General features: G+C 74.8%; 24 protein-coding genes, 1 other RNA gene and 1 pseudogene. 12 read left to right on the forward strand and 14 right to left on the reverse strand.

Annotated features, from left to right (window positions below):
- A partial coding sequence (locus ACW69E_RS25525) for an ALF repeat-containing protein (RefSeq protein ID WP_457500646.1) occupies positions 1–215 on the forward strand: 215 nt, incomplete at its 5' end.
- A 354-nt stretch (positions 216–569) separates the two neighbouring features.
- On the opposite strand, the gene ACW69E_RS25530 is transcribed toward ACW69E_RS25525, so the two are convergent.
- Complete coding sequence (locus tag ACW69E_RS25530) at positions 570–836, reverse strand: hypothetical protein (protein ID WP_457500647.1); 267 nt, start codon at positions 834–836, stop codon at positions 570–572.
- Complete coding sequence (locus ACW69E_RS25535; RefSeq protein WP_457500648.1) at positions 833–1,069, reverse strand: hypothetical protein; 237 nt, start codon at positions 1,067–1,069, stop codon at positions 833–835. The genes ACW69E_RS25530 and ACW69E_RS25535 overlap by 4 nt, the downstream gene beginning before the upstream one ends.
- A gap of 207 nt (positions 1,070–1,276) precedes the next feature.
- Here ACW69E_RS25535 and ACW69E_RS25540 point away from each other — a divergent pair, with 207 nt between their 5' ends.
- The 4 genes from ACW69E_RS25540 (at position 1,277) to ACW69E_RS25555 (ending at position 4,718) form a co-directional block, all read left to right on the forward strand.
- A complete protein-coding gene (locus ACW69E_RS25540; protein ID WP_457500649.1) occupies positions 1,277–2,551 on the forward strand; it encodes a helix-turn-helix transcriptional regulator in 1,275 nt (424 codons plus the stop codon).
- Positions 2,548–3,081, forward strand: coding sequence for an N-acetyltransferase family protein (locus tag ACW69E_RS25545; RefSeq protein WP_457500650.1), 534 nt, complete (start codon positions 2,548–2,550; stop codon positions 3,079–3,081). Before ACW69E_RS25540 ends, ACW69E_RS25545 begins: the two co-directional genes overlap by 4 nt.
- 119 nt (positions 3,082–3,200) lie before the next feature.
- Positions 3,201–4,031, forward strand: a complete 831-nt coding sequence (locus ACW69E_RS25550) for an SDR family NAD(P)-dependent oxidoreductase (RefSeq protein WP_457500651.1) — start codon at positions 3,201–3,203, stop codon at positions 4,029–4,031.
- 108 nt (positions 4,032–4,139) lie between these two features.
- The gene (locus ACW69E_RS25555) at positions 4,140–4,718 is read left to right on the forward strand and encodes a dienelactone hydrolase family protein (protein WP_457500652.1); all 579 of its coding nucleotides are present in this window, start codon (positions 4,140–4,142) and stop codon (positions 4,716–4,718) included.
- A gap of 278 nt (positions 4,719–4,996) precedes the next feature.
- Here ACW69E_RS25555 and ACW69E_RS25560 read toward each other — a convergent pair.
- The 6 genes and pseudogenes from ACW69E_RS25560 to ACW69E_RS25585 form a co-directional block, all read right to left on the reverse strand.
- A pseudogene (locus tag ACW69E_RS25560) lies at positions 4,997–5,332 on the reverse strand (methyltransferase domain-containing protein); the annotation flags it as partial.
- A gap of 71 nt (positions 5,333–5,403) precedes the next feature.
- Positions 5,404–5,847, reverse strand: a complete 444-nt coding sequence (locus tag ACW69E_RS25565; RefSeq protein ID WP_457500653.1) for a PIN domain-containing protein — start codon at positions 5,845–5,847, stop codon at positions 5,404–5,406.
- On the reverse strand, positions 5,819–6,058 hold the full coding sequence (locus ACW69E_RS25570; protein WP_279948281.1) for a hypothetical protein: 240 nt from the start codon (positions 6,056–6,058) through the stop codon (positions 5,819–5,821). The genes ACW69E_RS25565 and ACW69E_RS25570 overlap by 29 nt, the downstream gene beginning before the upstream one ends.
- Positions 6,059–6,246: 188 nt before the next feature.
- Positions 6,247–6,664, reverse strand: an RNA gene (gene rnpB, locus ACW69E_RS25575) — RNase P RNA component class A.
- 64 nt (positions 6,665–6,728) lie between these two features.
- On the reverse strand, positions 6,729–7,121 hold the full coding sequence (locus ACW69E_RS25580) for a hypothetical protein (protein WP_457500654.1): 393 nt from the start codon (positions 7,119–7,121) through the stop codon (positions 6,729–6,731).
- Complete coding sequence (locus tag ACW69E_RS25585) at positions 7,118–9,397, reverse strand: NACHT domain-containing protein (RefSeq protein ID WP_457500655.1); 2,280 nt, start codon at positions 9,395–9,397, stop codon at positions 7,118–7,120. The genes ACW69E_RS25580 and ACW69E_RS25585 overlap by 4 nt, the downstream gene beginning before the upstream one ends.
- Before the next feature lie 196 nt (positions 9,398–9,593).
- Between ACW69E_RS25585 and yaaA the strand changes: the two genes are divergently transcribed.
- Both yaaA and eda read left to right on the forward strand, forming a co-directional pair.
- Positions 9,594–10,391, forward strand: coding sequence for a peroxide stress protein YaaA (gene yaaA, locus ACW69E_RS25590; protein ID WP_457500656.1), 798 nt, complete (start codon positions 9,594–9,596; stop codon positions 10,389–10,391).
- Positions 10,392–10,470: 79 nt separating this feature from the next.
- Positions 10,471–11,184, forward strand: a complete 714-nt coding sequence (gene eda / locus ACW69E_RS25595; RefSeq protein WP_457500657.1) for a bifunctional 4-hydroxy-2-oxoglutarate aldolase/2-dehydro-3-deoxy-phosphogluconate aldolase — start codon at positions 10,471–10,473, stop codon at positions 11,182–11,184.
- On the opposite strand, the gene ACW69E_RS25600 is transcribed toward eda, so the two are convergent.
- The 3 genes from ACW69E_RS25600 to ACW69E_RS25610 are packed head-to-tail and all read right to left on the reverse strand — an operon-like array spanning position 11,159 to position 14,216.
- On the reverse strand, positions 11,159–12,589 hold the full coding sequence (locus ACW69E_RS25600) for a bifunctional RNase H/acid phosphatase (protein ID WP_457500658.1): 1,431 nt from the start codon (positions 12,587–12,589) through the stop codon (positions 11,159–11,161). The genes eda and ACW69E_RS25600 overlap by 26 nt on opposite strands.
- Entirely contained in the window at positions 12,589–13,332 is a 744-nt protein-coding gene (locus ACW69E_RS25605) for a zinc ribbon domain-containing protein (RefSeq protein ID WP_457500685.1), read from the reverse strand. Before ACW69E_RS25605 ends, ACW69E_RS25600 begins: the two co-directional genes overlap by 1 nt.
- The gene (locus ACW69E_RS25610; protein WP_457500659.1) at positions 13,329–14,216 is read right to left on the reverse strand and encodes a Nif3-like dinuclear metal center hexameric protein; all 888 of its coding nucleotides are present in this window, start codon (positions 14,214–14,216) and stop codon (positions 13,329–13,331) included. The genes ACW69E_RS25605 and ACW69E_RS25610 overlap by 4 nt, the downstream gene beginning before the upstream one ends.
- Before the next feature lie 173 nt (positions 14,217–14,389).
- On the opposite strand from ACW69E_RS25610, the gene ACW69E_RS25615 reads away from it, so the two are divergent.
- The 5 genes from ACW69E_RS25615 (at position 14,390) to ACW69E_RS25635 (ending at position 18,767) form a co-directional block, all read left to right on the forward strand.
- Positions 14,390–15,634 (forward strand): hypothetical protein, encoded by a 1,245-nt coding sequence (locus ACW69E_RS25615; protein WP_457500660.1) that lies wholly within the window; start codon positions 14,390–14,392, stop codon positions 15,632–15,634.
- 61 nt (positions 15,635–15,695) lie between these two features.
- The gene (locus ACW69E_RS25620; RefSeq protein WP_206346260.1) at positions 15,696–15,854 is read left to right on the forward strand and encodes a hypothetical protein; all 159 of its coding nucleotides are present in this window, start codon (positions 15,696–15,698) and stop codon (positions 15,852–15,854) included.
- Between the two features lie 201 nt (positions 15,855–16,055).
- Positions 16,056–16,712, forward strand: coding sequence for a class I SAM-dependent methyltransferase (locus ACW69E_RS25625; RefSeq protein WP_457500661.1), 657 nt, complete (start codon positions 16,056–16,058; stop codon positions 16,710–16,712).
- A 22-nt stretch (positions 16,713–16,734) separates the two neighbouring features.
- Complete coding sequence (locus tag ACW69E_RS25630) at positions 16,735–17,679, forward strand: N-acetylmuramoyl-L-alanine amidase (protein WP_457500662.1); 945 nt, start codon at positions 16,735–16,737, stop codon at positions 17,677–17,679.
- 146 nt (positions 17,680–17,825) lie between these two features.
- Positions 17,826–18,767 (forward strand): DUF5336 domain-containing protein, encoded by a 942-nt coding sequence (locus ACW69E_RS25635; protein ID WP_457500663.1) that lies wholly within the window; start codon positions 17,826–17,828, stop codon positions 18,765–18,767.
- A 144-nt stretch (positions 18,768–18,911) separates the two neighbouring features.
- Here ACW69E_RS25635 and ACW69E_RS25640 read toward each other — a convergent pair whose 3' ends face one another.
- The 3 genes from ACW69E_RS25640 to ACW69E_RS25650 form a co-directional block, all read right to left on the reverse strand.
- Positions 18,912–19,979, reverse strand: coding sequence for a prenyltransferase/squalene oxidase repeat-containing protein (locus tag ACW69E_RS25640; RefSeq protein ID WP_237883784.1), 1,068 nt, complete (start codon positions 19,977–19,979; stop codon positions 18,912–18,914).
- Positions 19,976–20,734: a methyltransferase domain-containing protein gene (locus ACW69E_RS25645; protein ID WP_457500664.1), complete on the reverse strand. Its 759-nt coding sequence runs from the start codon at positions 20,732–20,734 to the stop codon at positions 19,976–19,978. Before ACW69E_RS25645 ends, ACW69E_RS25640 begins: the two co-directional genes overlap by 4 nt.
- An 81-nt stretch (positions 20,735–20,815) precedes the next feature.
- Entirely contained in the window at positions 20,816–22,165 is a 1,350-nt protein-coding gene (locus tag ACW69E_RS25650) for a glycosyltransferase family 4 protein (protein WP_457500665.1), read from the reverse strand.
- Between the last annotated feature and the right edge of the window lie 155 nt (positions 22,166–22,320).

Genomic DNA, 22,320 nt, shown 5'->3' on the forward strand with positions numbered 1-22,320 from the left:
CCCTCAACGACGGCAGCCCCGAAGCCCTCCGCGCCTTCCTGGAGACCGGCTACCGCCTCGCCCAGGCCGAGGACGACCGCGTCGCCGTCTTCCGCCTCCTGGCGGACCCGACCATCAGCGACGCGCTCCGCAAGGCCGCCGAGGAGGTCATCGACGGCACTCCGGAGGAGCTGCGGTACTTCCTGGAGACCGGGCGGTACGAGGTGGACGCCTGAGCCCGCGCCCCGGCAGACACCGCATCTGACGGGCCGTCCCGCCCCCGCGTTCCCGAACGGGGGCGGGACGGGCGCGGGGTACGGTCGGCCGTCAGCGCCTCTCCGTCCCACTCGCCGTCGGAAGCGGCCCCCGGCCGGACACGGGTGCGTCGTCGTCGAGGACGGTGACGGGCAGCGCGCCGGGAACGGTCGGCACGATCCCCGCGGAACCGGCCACGGCCCCGAGGCCGAGCACGTTCGCGGCTGCGAGGACGACTCCGGCCACGATGCCGTCCGGCTCCGGCAGGCGGAGAGGCCGGGGGGCGCGGGACGCGCGGGACGCGCGGGGAGGACGCAGGGCGCGTCGGCGGGCGTTCACCCGGCCACCTCCCGGATCGTCTCCGGCGCGGTGGTCCACTCCACGCCGCCACCGACCGGGGCCAGCCACGCCACCGGCGGTCCGCTCCCCGGCCGGAACGCCGATCCCGTGCACACGGCGGCGCCGTCCGGCTCGGGGCAGATCGCCCGCAGGACCCCGGTCCGCCCGGTGGCGGTGTCCAGCACGGTCCGCCCCAGCAGCGGGTGGTCCCGGTGCCCCAGCCCGATCTCCCGCAGCCCGATCTCCCGCCCGGCCGCCCTCACGGCGTGCTCCGCAGGCCGCCGACCTCGGCCCACCAGCGCGGCTCGCGCCCGCCCTCGCACCGCAGCAGAGCCCGCGCCGGGCGGCCCGCGCCCTCGGTGCAGACCTTCCCGGATGCGTCCCGCAGGAGCAGTACCACCGCGACGCGCCCCGTCCCGGTGTCCAGGACCCGTATGCCGACCGCCGGCCAGGAGGACGCTCCGGTGGACGCGGGGCCGCCTGTGGTCGTGGTCATCGTCGTCGTCATCGCCTCGTTCCGGGTCTCTGGCAACCGACCGCCGCATCCCGCCCGCCTCGGCGGGCCCGCGGCTCCTGTCCCGCCCAGTCAACGGCCGCGTACCGCGGGGGATAAGGAAAAGCAGGAGCCCCACGGACCGTCCCCAACCGGAAATTTCCCCTCATCGACTTCTACGCAAAGCCTTCGTGCGGCTACTTTGAGTGAGTGCAGAGGAACCAGGACCTCAGAAGTCGCATGCTCGAAGCGGGCCTCACCCAGGAGGAGTTGGCCGAGGCCGTCAACTTCCGGCTGCGCGCGGACGGGTACGCGGGGACGGTCAGCGACCGGACGGTGCGCAACTGGCTGGCCGGAAAGACGGTTTGGCCGCATGCTCGGCAGAGGCAGGCTTTAGAAGCGGTGTTCGGTTGCGCCGTCGAGGAGTTGGGCTTCACACCTCCGGCGGGCAGGTGCGGCACCGCACCCTCACCGGAGCAGGAGGAGCCCGTGCGACGCCGTCACTTCCTCACCGCCACCACCGGGACGACCGCCGCAGCCGTCCCCCTGGTCGCCGCCGCCCGGCCGTCCTCCGTCGGCACATCCGACGTGATCCGGCTCCGCGAGGGGCTGGAGGCCCTGACCACCCTGGACCACGCCCGGGGCGGGCACGAGAGCCTGGAACGGGCGGCCCTGTCCGGCGCCGGCCAGGCGCTGAAGTTGCAGGAGCGGGCGGCCTCCCAGCGCATCCGGCAGCGCCTGTTCGGCGTGGCGGCCGGCTACACAACCACCGCCGCTTGGTTCACGATCGACGCCCGTCGCTCGGGCCATGCACAGCAGTACCTTGACCGGGCGCTGTATCTGGCTCGGATGGCGAAGGACTCCGTCGCTGAGCTACACGTGTGGAACTCATACGCGATGTTGGCCCGTGAGCGCGGCGACTACACGCAGGTCGTGGATGCCGCACAGGCAGCGCAGACGACCACTACCACCCGCCGCGACCCGCTGTTCGCCTCGCTCATGCATGCTCGTGCGGCAACCGGCCACGCCTACCTCGGTGACCGCCAGGCCGCCTTGCGGTCCCTCGGATACGCCGAGGAGTTCCTCACCAAAGCCGACTTGCATGCACCCCGGGCGAGTTGGGTCGCCTTCTACGGCCTTGGGGAGTTGTACGCCCTCACCTCGATCGCCCATGACCGCCTGGGCGAACCGGCGAAGGCCGAGGCCGCCTCCCACAAGGCGCTGTCCGCCACACCCGCCCGGTTCCGCCGCAACCGGGGCATGGAGACGGCGTGGCTCGCCATGGCTCAGCTTCACCAGCACGACGTCGAGCAGGCGTGCGCTACCGCCGAAACAGTCTTCGACCTGATGGAGGGCGACCCTCTTCCGGGGAGGATGCGTTCCCTGCTCGGCGACTTCCACCGCGACCTGATCACCATCGCCCCCGACTCCGCCACCGCGCGGGAGTGGGGCGACCGCCACCGCGACGAATGGACCCTCGCATGACGACCGCCACCGACCTGGACCCGCGTCACTACACCCACGAGGACCTTCCGCGCATCCGGCAGACCCTTCTGGACGTGCACGCCGACGCCTACGCCGACCAGATGGACGACCCGTTCGTCCAGCGCTTCCCCTGGTTCGTGGACCACTGGGGCGGCAATCCCGGTTTCTCCTGCGTCATCGGCTACGACGGCGACGAGCCTGTGGGCTACGCGTACGGCGCTCCCGCCACCCCCGGCCGCGAGTGGTGGCGGGAGTACCTGGACCCGGCTCCCGAGGCGTCCCGTACGTTCGCCGTCTCGGAGCTGATGGTGCGCCCGCGATGGCGCAAGACCGGCGCCTCCCGGCTCCTGCACCACGGGCTGCTGGCGAAGCACGATGAGGACCTGGCCGTCCTGCTGGTGGACGTCGAGCACCCCAAGGTGCAGGCCCTGTACGAGTCCTGGGGCTACCGGAAGGTCGGCGAGCGGCAGCCCTTCGCCGACTCACCGCTCTTCGCGGTGATGCTCGCCCAGCTACCGCTGCCCGACTGATCACCGCGTGCGGCGCGGACGTGCACAGCCCGTATGCCGCCCAGTGCGTCGAGACCGGGCATGGCGCCGCTCACGGCGGGACGTTCTTCACTCACACACAGGAGACGGGGCAGCACCACATGGACAATCCCTTACCCGTGAAGGCCGCCGTCGTCGGCGGCACACGCGGCATCGGTGCCGCGATCACCTCCACGTTCGTGGCCGCCGGGGCGGACGTCCTCCTGACCGGACGCAGCGTTCCGGAGCGTGTGCTGGAGACCTTCCGGGAAGGCGGGCACCGCGCCGGACAGACCGTGGAGGGGCTGGCTGTCGACGTCACCGAGCACGACTTCGCGCACCGGCTGGCCGAGTCCGCCCGGACATCGCTCGGCGGCCTGGACGTACTGTGCCTCAACGCCGGTGTCTTTCCCAACAAGCCGCTGGCGGACATGACGCACGCCGACGTACGCGAGGTCTTCGCCACCAACGTGGAGAGCCAGATACTCGCCGTCGCGGCGTGCGTGCCGCTGCTGCGGGAGTCGGGACGCGGACGGATCGTGCTGACCTCCTCGATCACGGGCCCGCTCACGGGCTTTCCCGGCTGGAGCCACTACGGCGCGAGCAAGGCCGCACAGCTCGGCTTCATGCGTACGGCCGCGCTGGAACTCGCCCCTTACGGCATCACCGTGAACGCGGTGGCCCCCGGCAACGTGATGACCGAAGGGCTTGAGGAACTGGGTGAGGCCTACCTCGCCCAGATGGCCGCGACCGTTCCCCTGGGCCGTCTCGCCCGCCCGCAGGAGATCGCCGATGCGGTGGAGTTCCTCGCCGGCGAGCGGGCGTCGTTCATCACGGGGCAGGTCATCACCGTCGACGGTGGCCAGACCCTGCCCGAGTCACCGGAAGCGGTGCTGCCGACCAGTGCCGGTACGCACGTCCCGTCCTGCCCCGAGGCTCCTCGGCCGGGCTGAAGTACCTCGTTCCCCACTCCCCTCCCCGAGCCGCCGGGGAATGTCAGTGCCCCCTGCGACACTCCCCGCGGCGGCTCCGTCCGGGTGCCGCCGGAGCGAGGGGGCCGTATGACCGAGGTAGTGCTGTTCCACCACACGCACGGACTGACGTCCGGGGTACGGGAGTTCGCGCGGGAGCTGGAGGGTGCCGGGCACACCGTCCACCTGCCGGACCTGTACGAGGGGCGGGTCTTCGCCGACATGGCGGAGGGCGCGGCGTACGCGCGGGAGACGGGGTTCGGCACGATCACCGAGCGCGGCCGGGCCGCCGCCGAGCACCTGCCCGGCGAGGTCGTCTACGCGGGGTTCTCCCTCGGCGTGCTGCCCGCGCAGATGCTGGCCCAGACGCGCCCCGGCGCGAAGGGCGCGCTGCTGTTCCACGCCTGCGTCCCGGTCTCCGAGTTCGGCGGCGAGTGGCCGAGGGGGCTGCCGGTCCAGGTGCACGGCATGGAGGCCGACGAGTTCTTCGCCGGGGAGGGCGACCTGGAGGCGGCTCGCGCCCTGGCCCGTACGGCCGGTGACGCGGAGGTGTTCCTCTATCCCGGCGACCGGCACCTGTTCGCGGACGGCAGCCTGCCCTCCTACGACCGCGAGGCGGCCGCACTGCTCACGGAGCGCGTGCTGAAGTTCCTCGACCGCGTCGAGTAGCCCCGCGCGGCGGCGGTGGTCTATGGGCGGGCGAGCCGTACCCGCCATGCGTCGCCCGCGCGCTCCAGACGGCCGTGCAGTTCGTGGGTACACGGTGACGCGGCCCGGCCCGCGGTCGTCGCCGACCGTGATGTGCGCGATGGCGTACGCACCGGGAAGTGCGGAGAGCCGTACGCCGGTCAGGATCGCGCCGCCCGGCCTGAGCTGCCGCAGCCAGGCGTCGGGAAGGGCGGACGGTGTGGTCCCGACGAGGATGCGGTCGTACGGGGCGTTGGGGGGGGACGGCCGAGGATGCCGTCGGCCACGACCGTTTCGACGGCATGCCCGTGCTCGGCGTACAGGGTCTCCGCGCGTTTGGAGAGGTCGGCTTTGTTGTCGACGGTGGTGACATGGCCAGCCGGGCCGGCGATGTGCGCGAGCAGCGCGGCGGAGTAACCGGAGCCGGTTCCGATCTCCAGGACCTCGGGGCCGAGCGGCACGTCGAGCATCCGGATATGGCGGAGGGTGACGGCGGCCGGGGTACAGGGGCGGACAGCGCGGCCGTCGGCACCGTGGAAGCGTGCGGCGGGGACGCTTTCGGCGGCACGGTCGACCGGATTGTCGCGATCGGTCATCGGTGGTTCCTTGACTCAGGCCCGCCGAGCGCCCCCGGCCCCGTCAGGTTCGTTGCCTTGGGACGCGGCCGTCACTCGACGCCGAGGACGCGGAGGCCGTGGTGGAGGCGGAAGTCCTCGTAGTCCTTGAAGTTGAGGGTGGCCAGCGGCAGGTCATAGGTGAGAGCGCAGGCGGCAATCCACATGTCGTTGACCGGGCGGGGCCGACCACGCTGTATCCCGGCGGCCGAGAGCCGTCCCCAGGTGGCGGCGACGGACTCGTCGCCGGGCAGAACCGGGATGTCGGCAAGCCAGTCAGCGAGTTCCTGGCGGCTGCGGGCACCCCAGTGGCGGATTTCCATCCACTTGGTCAGTTCGCCGTAGGTCACGAAGGTGATCAGAGGCCTGCGGCCGATGAGGCGAGCGGCCAGCGGTCCGGTGAGCTTGCGCTTGTGGGACAGGGAGGCGACATCGGTGTCGAGGATGACGGGCTGCATGCGGGCGGTCTCAAGCGGCGTCGCGGTGACGCTCGGCATAGGTGAAGGCGAGGAACTGTTCCAGTTCCTCGTCCGACTCGAACGTGTCGGCTGTGAGATCGTCCAGCGAGCGGATCGGCTGGGTGTTCTTCGCTGCCAGCAGTTCCTCGACCGACAGGCGTGGCCGGAGCGGCGGATAGCTGAAGTCTTCCGGCGCGGGTGTGCTCATCAGTACCTCCACCAGGGACGGGAACCGGCTCACGGCCAGCATACGGGCGCCCGTACCTGCCGACATCAGGGTTTCACCCCACAGCCCGATCCCCGAACACATGTGCCTCGGAGTCGTCCGCCCCGGCTCGTCCGGGGTCTGTACGGGGGTGTTCACTTCCGAGGCGGCCGGGGCTCCCCGGCCGCTGAGGCGTAGAAGGCGGGACTTCGGCGGGCCGGAGCGGTAAGCGGCAGACGAGCCGTGCTGTACGCCGGGTTCTGTCTCCGGTGGGCCTCGCGGCCCGCCGGGAGGCGGCCATCCATCTGGGACCGGTGTTGCCACCGGCCTCGTGCGGTCTACCCGCGGACTCGGGCGGGCCGCCCTCGGACATCCGCGCAGGGCCGCCGTCCCAGTGGGGCGGCGTCCCCTCTTGACCTTGCTCCGGGTGGGGTTTACCGAGCCGCCCAGGTCACCCTGGGCGCTGGTGGTCTCTTACACCACCGTTTCACCCTTACCGGGGGCGGTGAGGCCCCCGGCGGTCTGTTTTCTGTGGCACTTTCCCGCGGGTCACCCCGGGTGGGCGTTACCCACCACCCTGCCCTGTGGAGCCCGGACGTTCCTCGACGTTCACCCCGTAAGGGATTCCGCCGCGACCGCCCGCACGACTCGTCTGCCGTACCGCCCATGCTATCCCGCCGCCGTACGCGGCGCGGACCCGCGGCGGGCGCGGCGGCTACGGGCGGGCTGGGAGGTCGGGCGCTTCGGCGGTGTCCCGCGGCGTGTGGGGGCCGCTCCGGCGTCCGCGCAGCAGGACGGTGGTGCCCGCGGCGAGCGCGGTCAGGGCCGCGGCTCCGAACCACAGTGCGGCCTGCCGCTGCTCCACGAGCGCGTCCTGGTGGTAATCGGCCATCTGCACGGCGATCCGCGCCTCCCCCAGCAACTCGTCCTTCCCGGCCGCACCGGCTTGCTCGTCCGCTTCCGCCAGTGCCCGCTTCGCTATGGCCAGGCTCCTGTCCCTGCGTTCCTGCGTCGCGTCGGCGCGGGCGTGGACGTAGGCGCCCAGGGCTCCGGCCACGATGCCCGCGACCATGAGGGCGGTGACGATCAGTGATCTCGTCCGGCTCATTCCGTCGCTCCCTGTCCGGGTGGTACGGGATCGGGTGGTACGGGATCGGCTCGCGGGGGGTCGGGCGGCGGGGAGGTCTCCGTCCCGAGGCGCCCCAGGAGGTGGTCCTGCAGGCGGGCGTGACGGAAGCGGAGGACCGCCCCGCTCCGGAGCAGGACGCCGCGGCCGTGCGCGTCCGCCAGGAACGTCGTCACCGACCAGGGCAGCCGGCCGGTCAGCGGCAGCCAGAGGCGGACCAGCAGGAGCCACTGCGCCCAGGCGCCGAAGCCGATCCCCGCCGTGGGCCCGGCGGCGAGACCCACCATGAGGACGAGCGGCGTGCCCGCCCCGATGACGATCAGGGCGGCCTCGAGCCCGTTCAGCCACATATGGTGGTCCACCGCCCGGGAGACGGCGACCCCCACCAGGATTCCGAAGGTCGTGCCGGTCGTGACGCCCGAGGCGATCAGGAATCCGAGGCCGAGTGCCGCGCCGAGGAGCAGCGCCTGCGTGAGCGGGAGGACGCGGTCGGCGAGGACGGCCGCGAGGAGGCCGGCCGCCAGTCCGTTCGGCAGCCCGGCGGCCAGACCGGCGGCCCGATCCGCCCTCAGCACCTCGAACGGTTCGCCGGTGGCGTCGCCCCGGGAGTGGGTGAGGTTGCCGGAGACGCCGGACACGGCGCCCGCGATCACTCCGAACGCCAGTCCCCCGACGAGCGCGGACTTCAGCCCCAGGCCCAGTCCGAGTGTGAGGGCGAACCCGGTCCCCAGCCCCAGGGCCAGGTGTTCGAGGAGGTCACGTCTGCGTCCCCGCAGTCGCAGGCGGGTGCGAACCGGCTCCGGGCCGTGTTCCGGACGCCCGGCCGCGAGGCCGAAGGCGAGTCCGGCGGCGGCGCCGAACGCGGAGGCGACGCCGGGGCCCGTCACTCCAGCGAGCGGTAAGGCCGTGACGAGGCCGATCAGCGCGCCGAGCACCGGGATCCGCGTGGTGCGGGGGACGGTGTCGCGCAGCTGCCACCAGGCCAGGTCCCCGGTCCCCAGCCGGTCGAGGTGGACGGCGAGGTGGGTCAGCCACCGCCGGGCGCGTTCGGCGTGCCAGCTGCCGGGCCTGCCGTGGCGGGCGGAGCGCGGCCACGCGTACACGGTGGTGAGGTACTCACGCACCAGCCGGTCCTCCAGGCCGGACACCCGGGCTGTGACGAGTTCGGCGGGGGAGCGGCCGGACGAGCCGGTGTAGACGGTGCGTGCGAGTCCGACCGCCAGCGGCGTCGACAGGATCTCGCCCAGGGGCGCCCCGGCCGGGCCGGCCAGGTGCGCCAGGACCGCTTCCCACTGTCCCGCCGTGCCCGCGTCCGCTCCGGGAGGGGCGACGCGGCGCAGGTACCGGGCCAGGTCCTCGGCGGTCAGGTCCGCCAGGGCGACCACGGCGGCCGCGGTGAGCACGCCGTGGGCGCGCACCGCCCGGGCGTACTCCTCATGGCGGCCGGTCAGCACGAACGGCAGGGTGGTGCGGCGCAGCCGTTCGAGGGCCGGACGGTGCAGGCCTTCGGCGAGTTCGTCGAAGCCGTCGAGGACGGGCAGGACGCGGCCGCCGTTGACCAGGTGCGCGGCCAGGTTCTCCCCGTCCGGGCCGGGGGCGGCCAGTTCGGGATGGTCACGGGCCAGTTGGGCGGCCAGCCAGGTGCGGAACTCGACGGCACCCGCGTCCCACGAGCCGACGCCGAGGAGTACCGGTACCGGGTCGTCTGCGGCGCGGCAGCCGATCAGGCCGAGGACGAGCTGCATCGCCAGCACGGTTTTCCCCGCACCTGCCCGCCCCAGGACCACCAGGCGCCGGGAGGGCAGACCGCGGTAGAGGCCGACGACGTTCTCACGCCGGTCGAGCCGGCCGGCCAGAGCCGGCGGGGCAGCCCCGGCATCAGCACCGGCCCCGGCACCGGGAGGGAGCATCCGGACGGCGGCCCAGTGGTCACGCGGTACGCCGTCGGCCGCTTCCCAGGCCACCGGGATGCGCTGGGTCTCGGAGACGCCCTGCCGTTCCTCCTCCGCCTCCCACTGGGCCCTGACTCTGGCCGCCAGGCGGCGGCTCAGACCCGCCAGGTCGGGCTCCGCCGGGCGGGCGGGGGGCGGGGCGGAGAGGAGGGCCGCGGCGACGACGGCCGCGCCCAGCAGGACCGTCGCGCCCCAGACCCAGGGCGTCCATGCCCGCGGTAACTCGAGGGTGCCGGTGGCGAGGTTGCCGACCAGGCCGAGCAGGACCGACGCCGCGGCGGCCGCGATGAGCAGGAGTCGCCGCACCCCACCCCCCGGGTCCGCCCCTTGCCGCGCGATGCGGTTCGCCCGCGCCGCGTCCGGCTCGTCGGTTCCGGAGAATAGCAACGTCACGCGGGCGGCAGCCGGGGTTGTGCGGATCGGGGCCGGCCAGGAGGGGGACGTACGCTGCTGAGCGCGCCGGTTTCCCGTGGCGCGCGCACCACCTGTGAGGAGAACCACCGTGCTCGTACTGCTGCCGCCGTCCGAGGGGAAGGCCGCCGGGGCCTCCGGCCCCGCGCTCGATCTGGAGGCGCTGTCGCTGCCGGGGCTGACGGCCGCGCGGGAGGCGGTGCTGGCGGAGCTGGTGGAGCTGTGCTCGGCCGACGAGGACAAGGCGCGCGAGGTGCTGGGGCTGAGCGAGGGTCTGCGCGGCGAGGTGGCGAGGAACGCCGGGCTGCGGACGGCCCCGACGCGTCCCGCCGGCGAGGTCTACACCGGTGTGCTCTACGACGCGCTGGACCTGGCCACGCTGGACGCGGCGGCGCGGGAGCGGGCCGGGCAGTGGCTTCTGGTGTTCTCCGGGCTGTGGGGCGCGGTGCGGGTCGGCGACCCGATCCCGCCCTACCGCTGCTCGGGCGGGGTGCGGCTGCCGGCGCTGGGACCGCTGGGCCGGTACTGGCGGGAGCCGCTGGAGTCGGTGCTGCCCGAGGCGGCGGGCGAGGGGCTGGTGCTGGACCTGCGGTCGGCGGCGTACGGGGCGATGTGGAAGCCGAAGGGCGCTCTCGCCGGGCGGACGGCGACGGTGCGGGTGCTCCAGTCCAGGATCGTCGGCGGTGTGGAGAAGCGGTCGGTGGTCAGCCACTTCAACAAGGCCACCAAGGGGCGGATGGTGCGCGCGCTGCTGCGCGAGGGCCTTGAGCCGGGCGGCCCGGCGGAGCTGGCCGAGGCGCTGCGCGGCCTGGGGTACACGGTGGAGGCGGAGCCTCCGGCGAAGGGCGGGACGCCGTGGCGGCTGGACGTGGTGGTCACCGAGCTCTGACGGGGCCCGGGGATCCATATCGTTGCGCCATGCGCAACGGGCGTTGCGGTGTGTGAGCCGGATGGGCAGGATGGCCGCCATGACAGCCACCGCGGACGCGCCCCCGCCCTCCGTACTCGCCCTGGGCCCCGTACTGCCGGTGGTCGTCCTCGACGGCGGGGCCGATCCGGCCGAGGCCGTCCCCCTGGCGCGGGCGCTGGTGGCGGGCGGGCTGCGGGCGGTCGAGATCACGCTGCGGACGGAGGGCGCGCTGGAGGCGGTGCGCCGGGTCGCGGCGGAGGTGCCGCGGGCCGTGGTCGGCGCGGGCACGGTGCTCACCCCGGAGCAGGCGGTGGCGGCGCGGGAGGCGGGCGCCCGCTTCCTGGTCAGCCCCGGCTGGACGGACCGGCTGCTGGCGGCGGCGCGGGAGGCGGATGTGCCGCTGCTGCCGGGGGTCTGCACCGCCTCGGAGGTCATGGCGCTGCTGGAGCGCGGGGTGACGGAGATGAAGTTCTTCCCGGCCCGGGCGGCGGGCGGGCCGGCGTATCTGAGGGCGCTGGCCTCGCCGCTGCCCCGGGCCCGGTTCTGCCCGACGGGCGGCATCGGGCCCGACTCGGCGGCGGACTATCTGGCGCTGCCCAACGTCTCCTGCGTGGGCGGCAGTTGGATGCTGCCGCCGGAGGCGGTGCGGGCGCGGGACTGGGGGCGGATCGAGAGTCTGGCCCGCGAGGCGGCCCGGCTGGGCGCGAACGCCCCCGTCAGCGCGGCCGGTACGGGCGCCGGGGACGTCAGCGCAGGTGGCCGGTGTCGTTGAGCAGCCGCAGCGAGGCGTTGCCGTCCGCGTAGTACGCCACCGCCGACAGCGAGGCCGCCGACAGCTCCATGCGGAACAGCGCCTCGGGCGGTGCGCCCAGGGCCGTGCACGCCAGCACCTTGACCGGTGTGACATGGGTGACCAGCAGCACCGTGCGGCCGGCGTGGCGGGCCAGGATCCGGTCGCGGGCGGCCTCGACGCGGCGGATGACGGAGGCGAAGGACTCGCCGCCGGTGGGCGCGGCCCCGGGCGAGGCCAGCCAGGCGTCCAGGTCGTCCGGGTACCGTTCGCGGACCTCGGCGAAGGTCAGCCCCTCCCAGGCGCCGAAGTCGGCCTCGCGCAGGTCGTGTTCGACCTCGACCGCGAGCCCCAGCCGGTCGGCGACCGCCCGCGCCGTCTGGCGGCAGCGCACCAGCGGCGAGCTGATCACCTGCTGGACGGTGCCGCGCGCCGCCAGGGCCGAGGCGGCCGCCTCGGCCTGGCGCAGCCCGGTCGCCGACAGCTCCGGGTCGGTGCCGCCGCTGCCGGAGAACCGCTTGAGGGGGGTGAGCGGGGTCTCGCCGTGGCGCAGCAGGACGAGGGTGGTGGGGGTGCCCATGTCGGCACCCCAGCCCGTCTGCGGGGTGCGCGGCTCCCCCTGTCCGGCGGGCGCCGCCTCGGCCACCGGCTCCACGGGCAGCTCGTCGGCCGCGGTCAGGGCCGTGGGGTCGTCCGTCCCGGCGCCCCGCTCGGCGGCGGCGGCCGTACGGTGGGTCTCCCGTACGGCCTGGCGTACGGCGGCCCGCGCCGCCGCCCGCGCCTCCGCCGAGCTCTCGGGGGTGGCCGCCGGGGTCCCGCCGGTTCCGGGGAGGCCGGGGAGGGCGTCGGCGTGGGCTCCGGAGTCGAGTTCGGCGGTGGAGTCGGACGGCCGCCACTCCTGGCCGCGGCGTCCGGCGTCCATGGCCTCGTTCGCCAGCCGGTCGGCGTGCTTGTTCTCCTCGCGCGGGATCCACTGGTAGGTGACCGACTCCGGCGGGAAGACGGAGGCGGCCTCCAGCGCCAGCGGGCGCATGGCGGGGTGCTTGATCTTCCAGCGGCCCGACATCTGCTCGACGACCAGCTTGGAGTCCATCCGCACCCGCACCAGGGCCCGCGGGTCGAGCGCGTGGGCCGCGCGCAGCCCGGCGATCAGGCCCCGGTACTCGGCGACGTTGTTGGTGGCGGTGCCGATGTACTCGGCCGCCTCCGCCAGCGTCCGCCCCGTCCCGGCCTCGCGGACGACCGCGCCGTAGCCGGCCGGGCCGGGGTTGCCGCGGGAGCCGCCGTCGGCCTCGACGACGAAGGTCCTGCGGGAGCCCGGGGAATCCGGAGAGCCCGGGGAATCCGGGACGTCCGGGGAGCCCGGGGCCTGCTGGGAACCTGGCATCACAGTCCCGACTCGGGCGTGCGCACCAGGATCCGGCGGCAGTTCTCGCAGCGCACCACCGCGTCGGCCGGGGCCTGGCGGATCTCGTTCAGCTCGGTGATGTTCAGCTCCAGGCGGCAGCCCTCGCAGCGCCGCTGGTAGAGGCGGGCCGCGCCGACGCCGCCCTGCTGCTCGCGCAGCTTGTCGTAGAGCTTGGTCAGGTCGGCCGGGATCGAGGCGGCCACGACCTGGCGCTCCTTGGTGACGGTGGCGGTCTCGGCGTCGATCTCCGTCAGCGCCGCGTCGCGCCGCGCCGCCGCGTCGTCGATCCGGGCCTGGACGGAGTCGGCCCGCTGCGCCAGCTCGGCCGCGCGCTCCTGGGCGGACTCGCGGCGCTCCATGATCTCCAGCACGACGTCCTCCAGGTCGCTCTGGCGCCGCGAGAGGGAGGCGATCTCGCTCTGGAGGTTCTCCAGGTCCTTGGGCGAGGTGACCGCGCCGGAGTCCAGGCGCTGCTGGTCGCGGGCGGCGCGCTTGCGCACCTGGTCGACGTCCTGCTCGGCCTTGGTCTGCTCGCGGGCGGTGTCGCTCTCCTCGGTGCGGGCGGCGACCAGCAGGTCGCGCACCTGGGTGAGGTCGGCGGTCAGTCCCTCGATCTCGGCGTGCTCCGGCAGGTTCTTCCGCCGGTGGGCGAGCTGGCTGAGCCGGACGTCGAGGGCCTGGACGTCGAGGAGGCGGATCTGGTCGGCGGGCTCGGCGTTCAGTTGGGGGCTCCTGTGATGGTGGTTGCGGGGGCGGCGCCCTGGGCGGGTGCGGACGCCGCGTGGACGGTCCAGGGGTCGGTGACCGTGCGGGAGACGTGGACGCGCAGCCCCCAGCCGTGCCGCTCGGACACCGCTTCGAGCTGGGCGGCGGCCTGCTCGCACCAGGGCCACTCGGTGGCCCAGTGCGCGGCGTCCACCAGCGCGGGCCCCTCGTGGGGGCCGCCGTGCTGCACGGCCTCCGAGGCCGGGTGGTGGCGCAGGTCGGCGGTGACGTAGGCGTCGACGCCGGCGGCCCGCACCTGGTCGAAGAGGCTGTCGCCGGAGCCGCCGCAGACCGCGACGGTGCCGACCGGCCGGTCCGGGTCGCCGGCGGCCCGCACGCCCTGCGCGGTGGCGGGCAGCCGTGCGGCCACCCGCTCGGCGAAGCGGGCCAGCGGCTCGGGGGCGTCCAGTTCGCAGATCCGGCCCAGGCCCCGCCGTCCGGCCGGGTCGGTGGGGTCGGGCACCAGCGGGCCGGTGACGCGCAGGCCGAGGGCCTGGGCGAGGGCGTCGGAGACGCCGGGGTCGGCGCGGTCGGCGTTGGTGTGCGCCACGTGGAGGGCGGCGCCGGCCCGGATCAGGTCGTGCACCACCCGGCCCTTGAAGGCTCCGGCGAAGACCGTGGTGGTGCCGCGCAGGTAGAGGGGGTGGTGGGTCAGCAGCAGGTCGGCGCCGAGCTCCACCGCCTCGTCGGCGGTCTCCTGCACCGGGTCGACGGCGATCAGCACCCGGCCGACCTCGGCGCCGGGGTCTCCGCAGACCGTTCCGACGGCGTCCCACTGCTCGGCCCGCTCGGGGGGCCACAGTTCGTCGAGTGCGGCGATGACATCGGAGAGTGCAGGCACGGGTGAGAGGTTACCTGCCGTGCGCCCCGGTGTGCGGGGCCGGGCGGAGCACACCGGGCGCCTCCTCCCCCCCGCGAAACGGGCCGCCGTCCCCCGTACGTGTGAAGGCGCCCGGCTCGGGCCGTCCGGTGGCGGGCGCGAAAACTACCGTCCTCACCGGAGGTGATGGGCTGATGACCATCAGTACCGTCGAGGCCGCCCGGAGCGAGGGCGCGAACGCGGCGCATCCCGGCCTCACGATCGCCGCGGACGGCTCCTACGCGGCGCGTCTCGCGTCGGCCGGGGACGGGCGCGGCCTGATCCCGGAGCGCTGGACGCTGGACGGCCCGGAGCCGTACGCGGTCCCGCTGCCGGGGCCCCGCCCGGAGGGGCCGGACGCCCAGGTGCTGCCGCTGCCCGACGGGCGGGTGCTGATCTGCCGTACGGCCGGCGGCCGGTGCCGCCTCGCGCTGCTCTACCCCACCGGCCCGGGCACCGGCGAGCTCCCGCTGGGCTCGGTGGGCTGCGAGCGGCTGCGGCTGCTGCCGCCCGCCCCGCACGGCTCGTACAGCTTCCCGGTCCACGCGCTCGCCCCCGGCGAGCACGGCGCGACGGTGTGGCTGGTGCACGGCGGCCCCCGCGGCCCGGAGCCGGTCGCCGAGGTGCCCGGCCGCTGCTCGGGCGGCGTCTGGCTGGACCGCGAGGGGCGGCTGCTGGCCCTGGACCGCACCGACTCCGCCGGCCGCACCAAGACCGTCGCCGTCGACCTGGGGCGCGGCGGCGAGGTCCACCCGCTGCTGGAGCTCACCGACGACAGCGACGACCGGCTGCTGCTGGCCGACCCGGACAGCGGTCTGCTGCTGCTGCGTTCCGACGCGCCGGGCGAGGCGCGGCTGGGCTGGGGCGTGCTCGGCAGCCACCGGCCCGTGCGCTTCCCCGACGCCCTGCGCCCGCCGGGCGTCGCGCTGACCCCGTTCGCCGTCCAGCCCGGCCAGGCCCTCACCCCCGAGGGCTGCGCGGTGGCGCTGCGCGCGGACGGCCCGAACGGTACGTGGGTGGCCGTGTGGCGCCCCTCCCAGCGGCGGCTGCGGCATCTGCCCGCCCCGGTGGGGTGGGTGCGGGGGACGGGGCTGTGGACGGCGGAGGGCGAGCTGCGGCTGCCGTGCGCCGGCGGCCGGGCGGGCCGGACGCAGTGCGGCCTGGCCCGGGTCACGCCGTCTTCGGAGCCCGGGCCGCCGCCGGCCCGGCGGTGTGCCGAGCCCGCGCCGGAAGGGGGTCCGGCGGAGGACGGCGGCCCGGCGGGGAGCGGCCCCACGGGTGGTTCGGCGGGCGGTTCGGCGGAGGACGGCGGTCCGCTCGCGGTACGGGCGGCGGCCTTCACACCGGTGCCCCTCCAGCAGGCGCCACTGGCCCGGAAAGATGCGGAGCGAAGATCGTAGAACTACTACGATCTGGTCGGGTACGGAGGAAGAAGCCTCGAATCCACGGAGTATTCCCGCGATGTCCCAGACCCAGACCGAGACGAGCAGCGAGACGAGCGCCGGGACCGGCGAGCAGCACGGCCGGCACCGCGGCCCGGCCGCCGTCGGCGAGGAGGCCTCGGTGCCCGTGCGGGGACGCCACCGCCGCCCCGCCGGGCAGGAGCCGCTGGAGGACTGAGCCCGCCCCGGCACGTCCCTTTGGGCCCCGGACGCCGCGGTCCCGCGCGGCGCCCGGGGCCCCGCTCCGTCCGCCGGACGCGGAGGCGCGCGGAGCCGGACGCGGGGCGCCCCCGCTGACACCGCGCCCACCCGCCTCACCGGCCGGGAGACGCGTACGGCAGCATGGTCGGCCGCACCACAGGTCAGGGAGGCCGAGCCCATGGATTCCGCAGCGCGACCGGCACCCGAGGTCGTCGCCGCCTTCGAGGCGGCCAAGGGCTTCATGCCCGCCGACGAGGGGATGGCGCTGTACGCCGCCGCCCGCGACGCGGCGCGGCTGGGGCTGCCGCTGCTGGAGATCGGCACGTACTGCGGCCGCTCCACCATCCTGCTGGCCGACGCCGCCCGCCGCGCGGACGGCGACGTGACCGTCCTGACGCTGGACCACCACCGGGGCAGCGAGGAGCAGCAGCCGGGCTGGGAGTACCACGACCCCGCGCTGGTGGATCCCGAGGTGGGGCTGATGGACACCCTGCCCTTCTTCCGCCGCACCCTGCACGCCGCCGGACTGGAGGAGTACGTCGTCGCGCTCGTCGGGCGCTCGCCGCGGGCGGCGTCGGTGTGGGGCGGGCGGCTCGGTCTGGTCTTCGTCGACGGCGGGCACACCGACGAGCACGCGAGGGCCGACTACGAGGGGTGGGTCCCGCACCTGGCCGAGGGCGGGCTGCTGGTCATCCACGACGTCTTCCCGGATCCGGCCGACGGCGGTCAGGCGCCCCACCGCATCCACCGCCGCGCCCTGGAGTCCGGCGCCTTCACCGAGGAGTGCGCGGTCCGCTCGCTGCGCGTTCTGCGGCGTACCGGCCCGGGCCTGTAGGACGCGGCGCTACGATCCGATCATGTCCCTCGGCCGACGGCTGTCCACTCCCGCCGTGATCCTCGCGATCGCGCTGTCCGTCGTCCTGGCGGGCCTGCTGGTGTGGCGGTCGGCGCGGGACACCGGCTCCGGCGCGTCGCGCGGTGCCCCAGCGGCCTCCGGCGCCCCCGAGGTGTCCGGGGCGCCCTCGCCGGGCGCCTCTTCCCGGCAGCCGGAGGGAAGCGGGGAGCCGGACGGGGAGGGAGGGCCCCTGGACGGCGCCGTGGTGGTGCTCGATCCCGGCCACAACCCGGGCAACCGCGAGCACACCCGCGAGATCGCGCGCCGGGTGGACGCCGGCACGCACCGCAAGGAGTGCGACACCACCGGCACGGCCACCGACTCCGGCTACGCGGAGGCGTCCTTCACCCTCGACGTCGCCCGCCGCGCCCGCACCCTCCTCGAAGGGCTGGGCGCGAGGGTGGAGTTCACCCACGACGGCGACCGCCCGTACGGGCCGTGCGTGGACGAGCGCGCCCGGGCCGGGAACGGGGCGGGGGCCGACGCGGTGGTCTCGGTGCACGCCGACGGATCGGGCGAGGGCGACCGGGGTTTCCACGTCATCCTCCCCGCGCGGGTGACCGAGGGCTCCGCCGACACCCGGCGGATCACCGGCCCCTCGCGCCGGCTGGGCGAGCACCTCGTGCGCTCCTTCTCGGAGGCCACCGGCTCCGGGCCCGCCGACTACCTGGGGGGTCCGGTGGCCGAGACCGGCCTGACCGTCCGCGACGACCTGGGCGGGCTGAACCTCTCCCGGGTGCCCAAGGTCTTCCTGGAGTGCGGCAACATGCGCGATCCGCGGGAGGCCCGGCGGCTGTCCGACCCGAAGTGGCGGCAGCGCGCGGCCCGCGGCATCGCCGAGGGTGTCGGGGCCTTCCTGCTCGGCGAGCGCGACGGGGCGCGAAGCGGCGCCGGGGACGGTGCCTGAAGCGGCGCGCGAACCGGTGAGCGCAAGGTGGCGGAACGATCCGGGGCCGGGCGGGAGAACCCGCCGGACTCCGCGGAACGTCCTTCCGTACGATAGGGCCCGCCCCCGTCTGACCAGACCATGACGAAACCGATTAAGGATATTACGTGAACATCCGCTCGCTCACCCGAAGCGATGGCGCGGTTGTCGGAGCAGCGGTGCTGCTGTTCATCGCCTCGTTCCTCGCCTTCTTCAAGGCCGACGGCTGCACCGAGAACTGCACGGTCAACAGCTGGGAGCCCGCGCTCTTCCCGCTGCTGCCGACCGTGACGCTCGCCGCGCTGATCGCGGCCGCCCTGCTCGTCCTCGGGCGGATCACGCCCGGTGAGCGCAAGGTGGCGGGGCTCGGACTCGACCAGTGGGGCACCGCGCTGGCGGTCTTCGTCGGCTGGGCGGCACTGTGGGCGGTGTTCGCCACCATCGCGCCGGACCCGGAGGACCAGAACCTCAACCGCAACATCGACCTGGGCGTGGGCGCCTGGCTGACCCTCATCGGCGGCCTGCTCATGGCGGCCTTCGCCGTCCTGGGCAACACCGTGGGCGCGCTGAAGGCCCCGCTGCTGCCGGCCCCCTCCCCGCAGGCCCCGAACCCCTACGGTCCGGGCCCGCAGGCCGGCGGCTACGGCTACCCCGGCGCCCAGCCCGGCCAGCCGATGCAGGGACAGCCGATGCCCGGTCAGCCGATGCAGGGGCAGCCGCAGGGCGGTTACGGCTACCCGGGCGGCCCGCAGCCCGGTCAGCCGGCACAGGGGCAGCCGGTGCAGGGACAGCCGCAGGGCGGTTACGGCGGGGGTCAGCCGGCACCGCAGCAGCAGGCGGCCCCGGCGGGCGGCGGCGCTCCGGCCGACCCGAACTTCCAGCCGTTCTGGTTCGCCGTGCCGGTCGCCCGGCCGCTGTACGGCGAGGACGGCTCCCCCGCCCCGGTCGCCGAACTGGCCCCGGGTACCTGGTACCTGGCGGTCGAGCAGCGCGGCCAGGCACTGGTGGCGCAGACGCAGGACGGCCGCCGCGGCGTCCTGCAGGACACCTCCGGCATCCAGCGCGGCTGACCTCCGCCCGGACACGCGAGCGGACATGCGGCAGGCTCCGCCCGGTACCGGGCGGAGCCTGCCGCACACGTGCGGTGGGAGACGGCGCGGGCCTCGGCGGATCCCGGCGGCCCGGCGTGCATGCCCGCGGAGCCGGTTTCCGGCTCAGCAGCAGTCCGGCTCCAGCCCGGCCGGCAGCCTCTCGCCGCCGAAGACCGCCACCGTGGCCTCGTCGCCGCCGAGCGCGGCCACGGCCAGCAGCAGCGAGCCTGCGGTCCAGGAGGTCAGCTCCTCCGGCCAGAAGGCCTCGTCCTCGAAGACGTAGCCGGTCCAGTACAGGCCGTCCTCGGCGCGCAGGTGCTGCATCCAGCGCAGGATCTCCAGCGCCCGGTCGGACTCCCCCATCACCCACAGGGCCAGGGCGAGTTCGGCGCTCTCGCCGCCGGTCACCCAGGGATTGGGCAGCACGCAGCGCACGCCCAGGCCGGGGACGACGAAGCGGTCCCAGCCGGACTCGATGCGCTCCTTGGCCGCGGCTCCGGTCACCGCGCCGCCCAGGACGGGGTAGTACCAGTCCATCGAGTAGCGGCCCTTGTCCAGGAAGCGCTCGGGGTGGTGGCGCACCGCGTGGCCCAGCCAGCCCAGGGCCAGTTCCCAGTCCGGCTGCGGCTCCTCGCGGTGCTCGGCCAGGGCCAGCGCGCAGCGCAGCGCCTGGTGGATCGAGGAGCTCCCCGTCAGCAGGGCGTCGGTGACGGGGGTGCCGTCGGCCTCGCGCTTCCAGCCGATCTGCCCGCCGGGCTGCTGGAGTTCCAGGACGAACTCCACGGCCGCGTGGACCACCGGCCACATGCGGTCCGCGAAGGTGTCGTCGCCGGTGGCCAGGTAGTGGTGCCACACCCCGACGGCGACATAGGCGCAGAAGTTGGTCTCCTTGCCCAGATCGGTGGGGCGGGCCGCGTCCCCGTCGGCGTAGGCGGCGTACCAGGAGCCGTCCGCGTTCTGGTGCTCGGCCAGCCAGCGGTAGGCGGCCTCGGCCCGCGCGTGCTCCCCGGCCGCGTCCAGCGCCATGGCGGCCTCGACGTGGTCCCAGGGGTCGAGGTGGTGGCCCCGGAACCACGGGATCGCGCCGTCCTCCCGCTGGAGTGCGGCGATGCCCGCGACGGTCCGCTCGGCCTGTTCGGCGGTCAGGACGCCGGGCAGGACCAGCCGTTCGGTGCGGCCCGGGCTCGTCACGCCGTCTCCCGGCCGGAGGCGGCGTCGGCGGGCAGGTGCGGCTTGGTGGCGTAGGCCACGAAACTCTTGCCCATCACCGGGTTGAGCAGGTCCTCGGCGAGGCGGGTGGCCAGCGGCTTCTTCATGATGTCCCAGACCAGCAGCTTGTGGTACGCGCGCACCGGCAGCGCGGCGTCGTCGCCGTCCCGGTTCACCCCGAAGGCGCACTTGAGCCACCAGTACGGGGAGTGCAGGGCGTGCGCGTGGTGGGTGCCGTACGGCTTCAGACCCGCGCCCCGCATCTTCGCCAGCAGTTCGTGGGCGCGGTAGATGCGGATGTGGCCGCCCTCGACCTCGTGGTAGGCGTCGGAGAGCGTCCAGCAGACCTTCTCCGGCCCGTAGCGCGGCACGGTCACCGCGATCCGGCCGCCGGGGCGCAGCACCCGGACCATCTCGGCCAGGACGCCCTTGTCGTCGGGGATGTGCTCCATCACCTCGGAGATGATCACGGCGTCGAAGCTGTCGTCGGGGAAGGGCAGGGCCAGGGCGTCGCCCTCCATCGCGGTGGCCTCGGCGCCCGCGGGGGCCTCACCGGCCTCCTTCATGGCGGCGAACCACTTGGCGACCTCGCGGATCTCCTCGGCGTTTCGGTCCAGCGCGACGACGCGGGCGCCGCGCCGGTAGCACTCGAAGGCATGGCGCCCGGCGCCGCACCCCAGGTCCAGGACCCGGTCCCCCGGGGCGAGCGGGAATCGGGAGAAGTCCACGGTCAGCACTGGTGTCTGCCTTCCTCGGTGCGGTGCGGTGCTATGCGGGGGCGGGGCGTGCGGTGGCGGGCCGGGGGCGGAGGGCGGCGGCTAGCGGAGGGCGGGCGCGGCGGGATTGCGGGCCGCGACGGCGGCGCGGTAGTGCTCCACCGTGCCACGGGCGGCCTGTTCCCAGGTGAAGCGGCGCAGCACCCTCTCCCGTCCGGCCGCGCCCAGGCGCGCCCGCAGTTCCGCGTCGCCGAGCAGTCTGCCCAGCGCCGCGGCGAGCGCGCCGGCGTCGGCGGGCTCCACCGCCAGGCAGGTCTCGCCGTCGGGGCCGGCGACCTCGGGGATGGCTCCGCCGGTGGTGGCGACCAGGGGGGTGCCGGTGGCCATGGCCTCGGCCGCCGGCAGGGAGAAGCCCTCGTAGAGGGAGGGCACGCAGGCGATCTGGGCACCGCGCACCAGGTCGGCCAGCTCCCGGTCGCTGATGCCCTTGACGAACTCCACCGCGCCGCCGAGCCCGTAGCGCTCCATCGCCTCGGCCACCGGGCCCTTCTCCGGGCGCTTGCCGACGACGACCAGATGCGCGCTCCCGTGCTCGGTGCGGACCTTGGCCAGGGCCTCGACGAGGTGGACCAGTCCCTTGAGGGGGACGTCGGCGCTGGAGGTGGTGACGATGCGGCCGGGGATCTCGGGGACGGCCGGGTCGGGCGAGAACAGCCGGGTGTCGGCGCCGATGGGCACGACGTGGATGCGCTCGGGGCGCACCTTGAGGTCCTCGGTGATCTCCCGGCGGGAGGATCCGGAGACGGTCAGCACGGTGGGCAGCCGCCGGGCGACGCGCTTCTGCATACGGGTGAAGCCGTACCAGCGGCGCACCGAGGCCCGGCGTCTCCAGCCCTCGGCCGCGGCCAGGTCCAGGCGGCGGTCGACGGTGATGGGGTGGTGGACGGTGGTGACCAGGGGGAAGCCGATCCGGTCCAGGCCGAGCAGGCCGTAGCCGAGGGTCTGGTTGTCGTGGACGACGTCGAACTCGCCGCGCCGGGCGGCCAGGTGGCGGCGAGCGCGCAGCGAGAAGGTCAGCGGCTCGGGGAAGCCCCCGGTCCACATGGTGGCGACCTCCAGCGCGTCGACCCAGTCGCGGTACTCGCCGCGCCCCGGGGTGCGGAAGGGGTCGGGCTGCCGGTAGAGGTCGAGGCTGGGCAGGCGGGTGAGGGTCACCTGGCCCGGCAGGCCGTCCTCCTGGTCCAGTACGGGGTAGGGCTGGGCGCCGATCACCTCGACGCGGTGGCCGAGCCGGGCCAGCTCGCGCGACAGGTGGCGCACGTAGACGCCCTGGCCGCCGCAGAACGGGTTCCCCTTGTAGGTGAGCAGCGCGATCCGCAGCGGCCGGCCGCCGTCGGCGGCCTCGCCCGCCAGGGGTCCGGGCGCGGCGCCCCAGGTGGCCTCTGCCGTCACTCACGGCCCCCTTCTCGAAGGTCCTCGCGGCGATTTTCCGCCGGAGCGTAACCGCCGACGATATTCTGGAACAAGTTTCAATGATGCCCCGGGCACGCCCGGCCCGCGCCCCGGACCCGTCCGCCCGAAGGGCGGGGCGGCTCCGGCTCGCAAGA

The sequence above is a fragment of the Streptomyces sp. SS8 genome (assembly GCF_054072955.1).

Coding starts and splice junctions, on each gene's coding strand:
- ACW69E_RS25555 (WP_457500652.1), top strand. CDS start 4,140: ATGACCGAGGTAGTGCTGTTCCACCACACGCACGGACTGACGTCCGGG.
- ACW69E_RS25545 (WP_457500650.1), top strand. CDS start 2,548: ATGACGACCGCCACCGACCTGGACCCGCGTCACTACACCCACGAGGAC.
- ACW69E_RS25535 (WP_457500648.1), bottom strand. CDS start 1,069: ATGACCACGACCACAGGCGGCCCCGCGTCCACCGGAGCGTCCTCCTGG.
- ACW69E_RS25580 (WP_457500654.1), bottom strand. CDS start 7,121: ATGAGCCGGACGAGATCACTGATCGTCACCGCCCTCATGGTCGCGGGC.
- ACW69E_RS25600 (WP_457500658.1), bottom strand. CDS start 12,589: ATGCCAGGTTCCCAGCAGGCCCCGGGCTCCCCGGACGTCCCGGATTCC.
- ACW69E_RS25550 (WP_457500651.1), top strand. CDS start 3,201: ATGGACAATCCCTTACCCGTGAAGGCCGCCGTCGTCGGCGGCACACGC.
- ACW69E_RS25570 (WP_279948281.1), bottom strand. CDS start 6,058: ATGCTGGCCGTGAGCCGGTTCCCGTCCCTGGTGGAGGTACTGATGAGC.
- ACW69E_RS25565 (WP_457500653.1), bottom strand. CDS start 5,847: ATGCCGAGCGTCACCGCGACGCCGCTTGAGACCGCCCGCATGCAGCCC.
- eda (WP_457500657.1), top strand. CDS start 10,471: ATGACAGCCACCGCGGACGCGCCCCCGCCCTCCGTACTCGCCCTGGGC.
- ACW69E_RS25625 (WP_457500661.1), top strand. CDS start 16,056: ATGGATTCCGCAGCGCGACCGGCACCCGAGGTCGTCGCCGCCTTCGAG.
- ACW69E_RS25615 (WP_457500660.1), top strand. CDS start 14,390: ATGACCATCAGTACCGTCGAGGCCGCCCGGAGCGAGGGCGCGAACGCG.
- ACW69E_RS25630 (WP_457500662.1), top strand. CDS start 16,735: ATGTCCCTCGGCCGACGGCTGTCCACTCCCGCCGTGATCCTCGCGATC.
- ACW69E_RS25620 (WP_206346260.1), top strand. CDS start 15,696: ATGTCCCAGACCCAGACCGAGACGAGCAGCGAGACGAGCGCCGGGACC.